This is a genomic window from Actinacidiphila oryziradicis (assembly GCF_005047355.1).
Lineage (GTDB): Bacteria > Actinomycetota > Actinomycetes > Streptomycetales > Streptomycetaceae > Actinacidiphila > Actinacidiphila oryziradicis.
In genome coordinates this window covers 1-6522 of sequence record NZ_SUMC01000210.1, presented here as the reverse complement: position 1 = coordinate 6522, position 6522 = coordinate 1, and the positions used below count along the sequence as shown (strand labels likewise).

The 6522-nt window shown below is 70.4% G+C and carries 4 protein-coding genes and 3 pseudogenes; 4 read left to right on the top strand and 3 right to left on the bottom strand.

Annotated features, from left to right (window positions below; all coding sequences use genetic code 11):
* Nucleotides 1-192 precede the first annotated feature (192 nt).
* Both FCI23_RS53350 and FCI23_RS53340 read left to right on the top strand, forming a co-directional pair.
* On the top strand, nucleotides 193-489 hold the full coding sequence (locus tag FCI23_RS53350; RefSeq protein WP_211265881.1) for a site-specific integrase: 297 nt from the start codon (nucleotides 193-195) through the stop codon (nucleotides 487-489).
* 891 nt (nucleotides 490-1380) lie between these two features.
* A complete protein-coding gene (locus FCI23_RS53340) occupies nucleotides 1381-2649 on the top strand; it encodes a YeeE/YedE family protein (protein WP_136731351.1) in 1269 nt (422 codons plus the stop codon).
* A 322-nt stretch (nucleotides 2650-2971) separates the two neighbouring features.
* Here FCI23_RS53340 and FCI23_RS53335 read toward each other — a convergent pair whose 3' ends face one another.
* A complete protein-coding gene (locus FCI23_RS53335; protein WP_136731349.1) occupies nucleotides 2972-3397 on the bottom strand; it encodes a hypothetical protein in 426 nt (141 codons plus the stop codon).
* On the opposite strand from FCI23_RS53335, the pseudogene FCI23_RS53330 reads away from it, so the two are divergent.
* Nucleotides 3390-4219, top strand: a pseudogene (locus FCI23_RS53330) (aldehyde dehydrogenase family protein); the annotation flags it as partial. The gene FCI23_RS53335 and the pseudogene FCI23_RS53330 overlap by 8 nt on opposite strands.
* On the opposite strand, the pseudogene FCI23_RS64490 reads toward FCI23_RS53330, so the two are convergent.
* A pseudogene (locus FCI23_RS64490) lies at nucleotides 4138-4401 on the bottom strand (hypothetical protein); the annotation flags it as partial. The pseudogenes FCI23_RS53330 and FCI23_RS64490 overlap by 82 nt on opposite strands.
* Before the next feature lie 569 nt (nucleotides 4402-4970).
* On the opposite strand from FCI23_RS64490, the gene FCI23_RS53320 reads away from it, so the two are divergent.
* Nucleotides 4971-5783 carry a COG4705 family protein gene (locus FCI23_RS53320; protein WP_211265880.1) on the top strand — a complete coding sequence of 271 codons (813 nt, stop codon included), beginning with the start codon at nucleotides 4971-4973 and terminating at the stop codon, nucleotides 5781-5783.
* Nucleotides 5784-6091: 308 nt separating this feature from the next.
* Here FCI23_RS53320 and FCI23_RS59005 read toward each other — a convergent pair.
* Nucleotides 6092-6522, bottom strand: a pseudogene (locus FCI23_RS59005) (hypothetical protein); the annotation flags it as partial.

The following is a 6522-nucleotide window of genomic DNA, read 5'->3' as shown; positions in this document are numbered from 1 at the left end:
CGCCACGGCACCGGCGTACGGCACCTAGGACCGCGACTCCGCCGTCACATCCGCTCCGCGAACTGGCACTACTGCCGCTACTGGCACTACTGCTGACCACCCCGCAACCGCCGCACGGCGCCCGCCCTCTGTACGACAGTGGGCGGGCGTCGAGCAACCTGCCGCACCCGGAGCGCGGCGCTGGAAGTGACGTTGCGGCTCACCAAGACCGACCCGTACGGGCGGAGCACGGACGTCGTGCGGATCACCGCGCAGGATGATCCGGCGTACCCGGTGGCGGCCTGGCGGGCCTGGCGGGCGGTGTTGGAAGCGCACGACCAGCACCACACCGGGCCGCTGCTGCGGCGGATCGACCGTCACGGCCGGCTCGGCGGCACCGGCCGGTGCGCGGGCCGTCAGCCCAGCACCGGGCCGGGGCGATCGGGTCGCGGACGGTGCGCAACCTGGTGCGCGACTGCGCGGCCGCGGCCGGGCTGGTGCGCGGACTGACCGGGACGAGCGGGCGCTGTTGTCCACCCTCGATGAACGCGCCGAGCTCGCGGCGGCCGCCGACGACGCCGAGCGCGAGGTGATCGCCGCCGACAGGCGCCGTCGCCGGCGGTCGCTGCGGCGGTCCCTGCAGCGGTTCTCCGGGCACTCGATGCGCCGCGGCTGCGCGCGCCACCTGGAGCGGCTCAAGACTCCGCGGCACGTGATCGAGTCGCACGCCCGGTACGTGCCCGGATCCCGGGCGCTGGCCCGGTACCTTGACGACCTGGTGCAAGCGCAGCAAGCGTCAACGCGGCCACCACGCCGACAGAGACATGCGGCAGCAAGGCCATCACGTCCCTCCATACCGACATGCGATGTCCTCTTGGCAACCGACTCGCCCCCGGGAGCAGCCGCGTCGACCCGGCCGTGGTGTGGTGGGAGAGCAGCAGCGCCAGGCCCACGAGGACCTCGCGATTGTCGCGGAATCGGCGGCGTTCCCAGGAGACCGTGTCCGTGCCGTGGACGCTGCCCTGGCCGAGCAGAGCGCCGTCGCTGTCATAGAGCACGCTCGTGCTGCTCGCCACCACCATCTGCGGCCTGGACCGTCGTACCGCCCACGTCTCCTGGCCGGCTGGGTACTACCTGCGTGGGCTGAGGGTGGCCAGAACGTGAGACGGGTTTGCCCCGTCCATCGCCAATGGCTTTGTATTCCAACGATCCAGTACAGCGATGCCGATGCACAGGGAGGAAGAGGCCGATGTACCGCGGAACCCTCCTCCTGGTGAGCCGGCGCGCCGTGGACTTCCTCCGCATCACAGCCAGCAGCTGTTGACCTCACATCGAGCTTGCCCGTCACCGCCTGCCGTCCACCGCGCTCCGTACTGACTCGATCCCTGGGAGAACTCCCGCATGGCTCTCAACACCCTGCTGACCCGGCGCGCCGCGCCGCTGGCCGGCCGGACCATCACGCCCGCGCCCGCCGCGCCGACCGCCCCGCCGATCAACCGAATACCGCTGGTCCTCGCCCTGATCGTGCTGGCCACTCTGGCCGTGTCGGTATTCGCCGCGCACGGCGCCAAGCCCGGCGTCCTGCTGCTGCTCGGCAGCGGTCTGGGCTTCACACTCTTCCACTCACGCTTCGGCTTCACCGGCGCCTGGCGGCAACTGGTGGGCGTCGGCAATGGCACCGGGCTGCGCGCCCACGCGCTGCTGCTGGGCACGAGCGCGACGCTGTTCGCCCTGATCATTGGCACTGGGACAGGACTGTTCGGCAGCAAGCCGGCCTCCTCCGCCGGGCCGCTGGGGGTCAGCCTGCTGCTGGGCGCCTTCCTCTTCGGCGTGGGCATGCAACTGGGTGGCGCCTGCGCCTCGGGCACCCTCTTCGCGGTCGGCTCCGGGCAGACGTCGATCCTGATCACCCTCGCCGGATTCGTGATCGGCTCCACCCTGTACACCTGGCAGTACTCCCTGGTCGACAACTTGCCGGCCTTCCAGCCGTTCCTGCTGTCCGACCACGTTGGCTGGGCCGGGTCCTGGGCAATCACCATCGTGGCGCTCGCCGCGGTCGTTGCCGTCTCGCTGGCCGTGCAGCGCCGACGCAACCCGCCGCCGGTCGACGCAGTACCCACCGCCCGCGGTGTGCTGCGCATCGTGCGCGGCTCGTGGCCGTTGTGGGTCGGGGCCGTGGTGCTGGCAGTGCTGGGCGCGGGCGTGCTGCTGGTCTCAGGCGGCGCGTGGGGCGTGACCAGCGCGTTCGGGCTGTGGGGGGCCAAGATCGTGCAGGCGCTCGGCGGCCACCCGGAGAACTGGGCGTTCTGGCGGCAGCCCACTTCGGCGGCCAGCCTGTCGGGGCCGGTGCTGACTGACAAGAACAGCCTCACCGACATCGGCATCATGGTCGGCGCCGCGGTCGCGGCGGCCGCGGGCGGCGCGTGGACGCTCCACCGCCGCATCCCATGGCGGACCGCGGTGGCCGGGCTGCTCGGCGGCATCCTGCTGGGCATCGGCGCCCGCTTGGCCAACGGCTGCAACATCGGAGCCTACCTCGCCGGGATCGCCTCCGGCAGCCTCTCGGGCTGGGTCTGGGGGGTGGCCGCGCTGGCCGGTACCTGGGTCGGCCTCCGGCTCCGCCCGCTGTTCGGCCTCCACAACCCCAAGCCCACGGACAGTATCTGCTGACACACCGCCAGGAGGAGGCCCCTCGCCCCGACAGGGCGGGGCAGCAGCCCCGGGTCCCGCCGTTCGCCAGCGGCACCAGTCGACGGCGGGGGCTGACGGATCTTGCCGTGGTCGCGCAGCCACTGCCGGCGGCGGCGCGGGGAAAGGTGGGGCTGGTCCCGGTGCCGCCGACGGGCTCGGGGAAGTCATCGTGACGGCGGCGCCAGTTGACGACGGCTGCACGGCCCACCCCAGCCATGCGGCCGATCGGGGAGAGGTTCCGCCGCTGCCGTCATTGCCGGAATGACCAGCGTCGGCGGCACCGTCCCCGTCCTGCGCGCCCTCATCCGGTGACCCCTTCGAGGGTCGAGGCGTGGGCGGAGGGCATCGAGCAAGCTCTGCAGCTGTCCGTGCTGGTCGATGTCGGCCTGGTGACGACGCCGCGCTCGCGGCCGCCGCCGTGGGAGGGCCAGCACGATGTTCGGGTCGGTGGGGTCGACCAGTTGGACGAAAGCCGGTCTCCGGTAGGCCGTGTCCGCACGCCGACGGCGCGGATGCGTCCGGCGGGGCCGTCATCGGGGACGGGGAGCTCCACCGGTTCCGGTGTCCGCGAGGTGGCGGTGGGCGCGGGCCGCGCTGCCACCGCGCGGAGCTGGGCGACCTGCTCGGCCTGGCGGCGACGGTGGGCGGCCTGCTTGCACGCTGCCGAGCCCGTGCGGCGGGCCCGGCCGCGGCCCTGACTCATCTCGGTGACAAAAGTGGGGGTCATCTCCATTCTGCCCGCAGGCCGGGCGACCAGTGAGTATCTCGTCTCCCACCCCGGCGTCGACAAGATCGCCTTCACCGGCTCGACCGCGGCCGGGCGCCGAATCGCTTCGATCGCGGGCGAGCAGCTCAAGCGCGTCAGCCTGGAGCTGGGCGGCAAGTCCGCCTCCGTCATCCTGGACGACGCCGACCTGGACGCGGTCACGGCCGGTCTCCGGTTCTTCTCGTTCGGCAACAACAGCGAAGCCTGCATCGCCCATACCCGCATCCTGGCCCCCCGCAGCCGCTACGTGTCACCGCCGTCGCAGCCCTGGCCGAGAGCCTGACCGTGGGCGACCCCGCCTCGCCTGACACCTTCATCGGCCCGATGGTCCGTCCGGGCCAGCAAGAACGGGTCCAGTCCTACATCACCGCCGGCATCGAAGAAGGCGCCCGCCTGGTCACCGGAGGCCCCGAGACCCCCGCCGGGCTGGAGAACGGCAACTACGTGAAGCCCACCGTCTCCGCCGACGTCGACAACTCCATGCGCATCGCCCAGGAAGAAATCTTCGGCCCGGTCCTGGTCGTCATCCCCTACGAGGACGACCAGGACGCGGTGCGGATCGCCAACGACTCCCCGTACGGCCTCAGCGGCGGCGTGTGGACCGGCGATCCTGAGCGCGGTATGGCCGTCGCCCGCCGGATCCGCACCGGCACCTTCTCCGTCAATGGCGCAGTGAGCAGCTTCGACACCCCCTTCGGAGGCTACAAGGCCAGCGGCATCGGCCGCGAATTCGGCGCCGCCGGACTGTCCCAGTACCTCGAACCCAAGTCCATCGCCCTCTGAACCGAGAGCACTCCTGGCGGCGGTCCGGAAACCTTCCGGACCGCCGCCTCGCCGCTCTCCGGGTGAGGCGGCACCGCGGGCTCGCCGGTACGGACCTCACCGACCAGCCGGGCCAGCTGAGTGAGCCCCGGCATCAGCACCCGGTTACGCAGCAGCCACGTCACCGCCCGGTCGAACAGCGCCCGCGGCCCCTCCTGTCAAGCGCTGCTGGTCAGCGGCTTGCTACCAGACTCTCCGCTTTGAGATGGAAGCCGGGCACCAGCTGTTCGGAAAAGTCACTCTCCGAGCCCCGGACATCGATGACTCCGCCAACGGCACGATCCGCATCACTGCCAGAGAGCTCATCGAGACGTGGAACCAGCCGATGAAGGTCACCTTCGAACACTCCGGCGACCAGCCGAGCCCGTTCACCTTCAGCCAGGGAAATGGTTCGCCAATCTCACCCAGGTGCCGCCACCGGCCCAGGGGACGAACCCGGACGGATCTCCCACCGGCGGGGTCTTGGACAACCTGCTCGGCGTGACGTCGCCACACCCCTCCCAACCCGCGACTCCCCCCGATCCCCTTGAAGACCTGCCCGACGGCACGGTGACACGCCGCACGCTCGTTGGCCATCACCCTGTCGGGTGGATCAGTGAGATGAACCGGGATTAAGCGCCCTCCGAGGGGAGTCATTGGAACGCGTGGGCAACGTCTGCGGTCCGCCACGAAGGAGCTGGCAGCTCTCGTGGTGGTGAGGATGGGAGCTTCGGTGAGCAAGGTTCCTGTGAGCAAGTTGCCGATGGTCGGTGCGTTGTTCTGGACGATCAAGATCGTGGCAACCACGTTGGGTGAGTCGGCATCGAATTTCGTCTCGATGGCGCCGCTGAACCTCGGCTACGCCACCTGCGCGATCATCTTCTTGGTGGCGTTCGCGCTCACCCTGACGATGCAGCTAAAGGTCGACCGGTTCCGGCCGGCGGTGTTCTGGTCGGTGATCCTGGCGACCAGCATCGTGGGCACCGCGATGTCGGATTTCATGAACCGCACCGCCGGGCTGGGCTACGCCGGCGGCGCGATCGTGCTGACCACCCTGCTGCTGATCGTGCTGATCGGGTGGCGGGTGACCGGGCAGACCATGGACGTGGAACGGATCGCCACCACCAAGGGCGAGGTCCTGTACTGGACCGCGACACTGGTGTCCAACACCCTGGGCACCTCCAGCGGTGATTTCCTGTCCAACGGTCTGGACATCGGCTTCCGCGACAGCGCTCTGCTGCTGTCCGGGGCGATGCTGCTGATCCTCGCCGCACACTATTGGACCCCCATCTCGGGCACGGTGCTGTTCTGGGCGGCCTATGTGCTGACCCGCCCACTCGGGGCAGTCGCGGAGAACGCGGTCGAGAAACCCGTCGCGCAGGGTGGACTCGGCGTCGGAACCACTATCACCTCCGCCGCTTTGCTCGCTGTACTGGTCGTGCTGGTCGGCTACCAGCTGCTCACCCACCGCCACCAAACCCGCACGGTAGACACCGCTCCCCCAACCGGTGGCCAACACGATCATCAGCCCTCGGTCCGTGGGTGACTTCGCGCGGATCCGCCGCGCAGGCCCCCGTCGGTGCGGGACGTGACAAGCTGGCTCACCCGCCACCCCGACAACCTCGGCGACGACAGGGCACAGCAGCTCAAGGCGATCCTCGCCTGATGCCCCGAACTCGATCAGACCGCAGCAAGCGCGAACCGGAGACGGCGTTCACCGCCCAGCTGGTCCCGCAGATCGTTAGGCGGTGCGATTGAAGACACGGGTGACCTCGGGCAGACGTCCGGCCTTTTCCTGCCGCGCCCTGCACAGGGCGCGAGCCCGGCTGTCGTCATCGGCCGCCGCCCGGGCGATCAGCTGCTCACGGACGGCTTGGCCGTCGGTGAACGCCGGCTCTCCGGTTCGCGCTTGCTGCGCAGTGCCTGGTCCTGCCGTTCGACCGCCGCCCGGATCGTCGGCTTCGCCGGACTGTCCGGCTTGGTCGCCTGGAACGCGGCCAGGGCCTCGCGGTAGCCGGCTGACGCGGTCGCCCGGGTGCGGACCGGGCCCGGCTCCACCGGTGGCGCCGACTCCGGGGGCGTTTCGGTCTGCAGGGTCTGGCCGCCGCCGGGCGGCAGGACCCGGATCGACCGGACGGTCTCGCTGCCGGTCTTGGCGTTGAAGGTCCCCGAACGGTGCGGCTGGAGTTTCTCCTCGCGCCATACCCGCGCGATGTAGTGCCACGACACCGAAATACCCTCGGTGCGCTTCAGGTGGCGCATCAATGCCCGCGTCGACCAGTGCG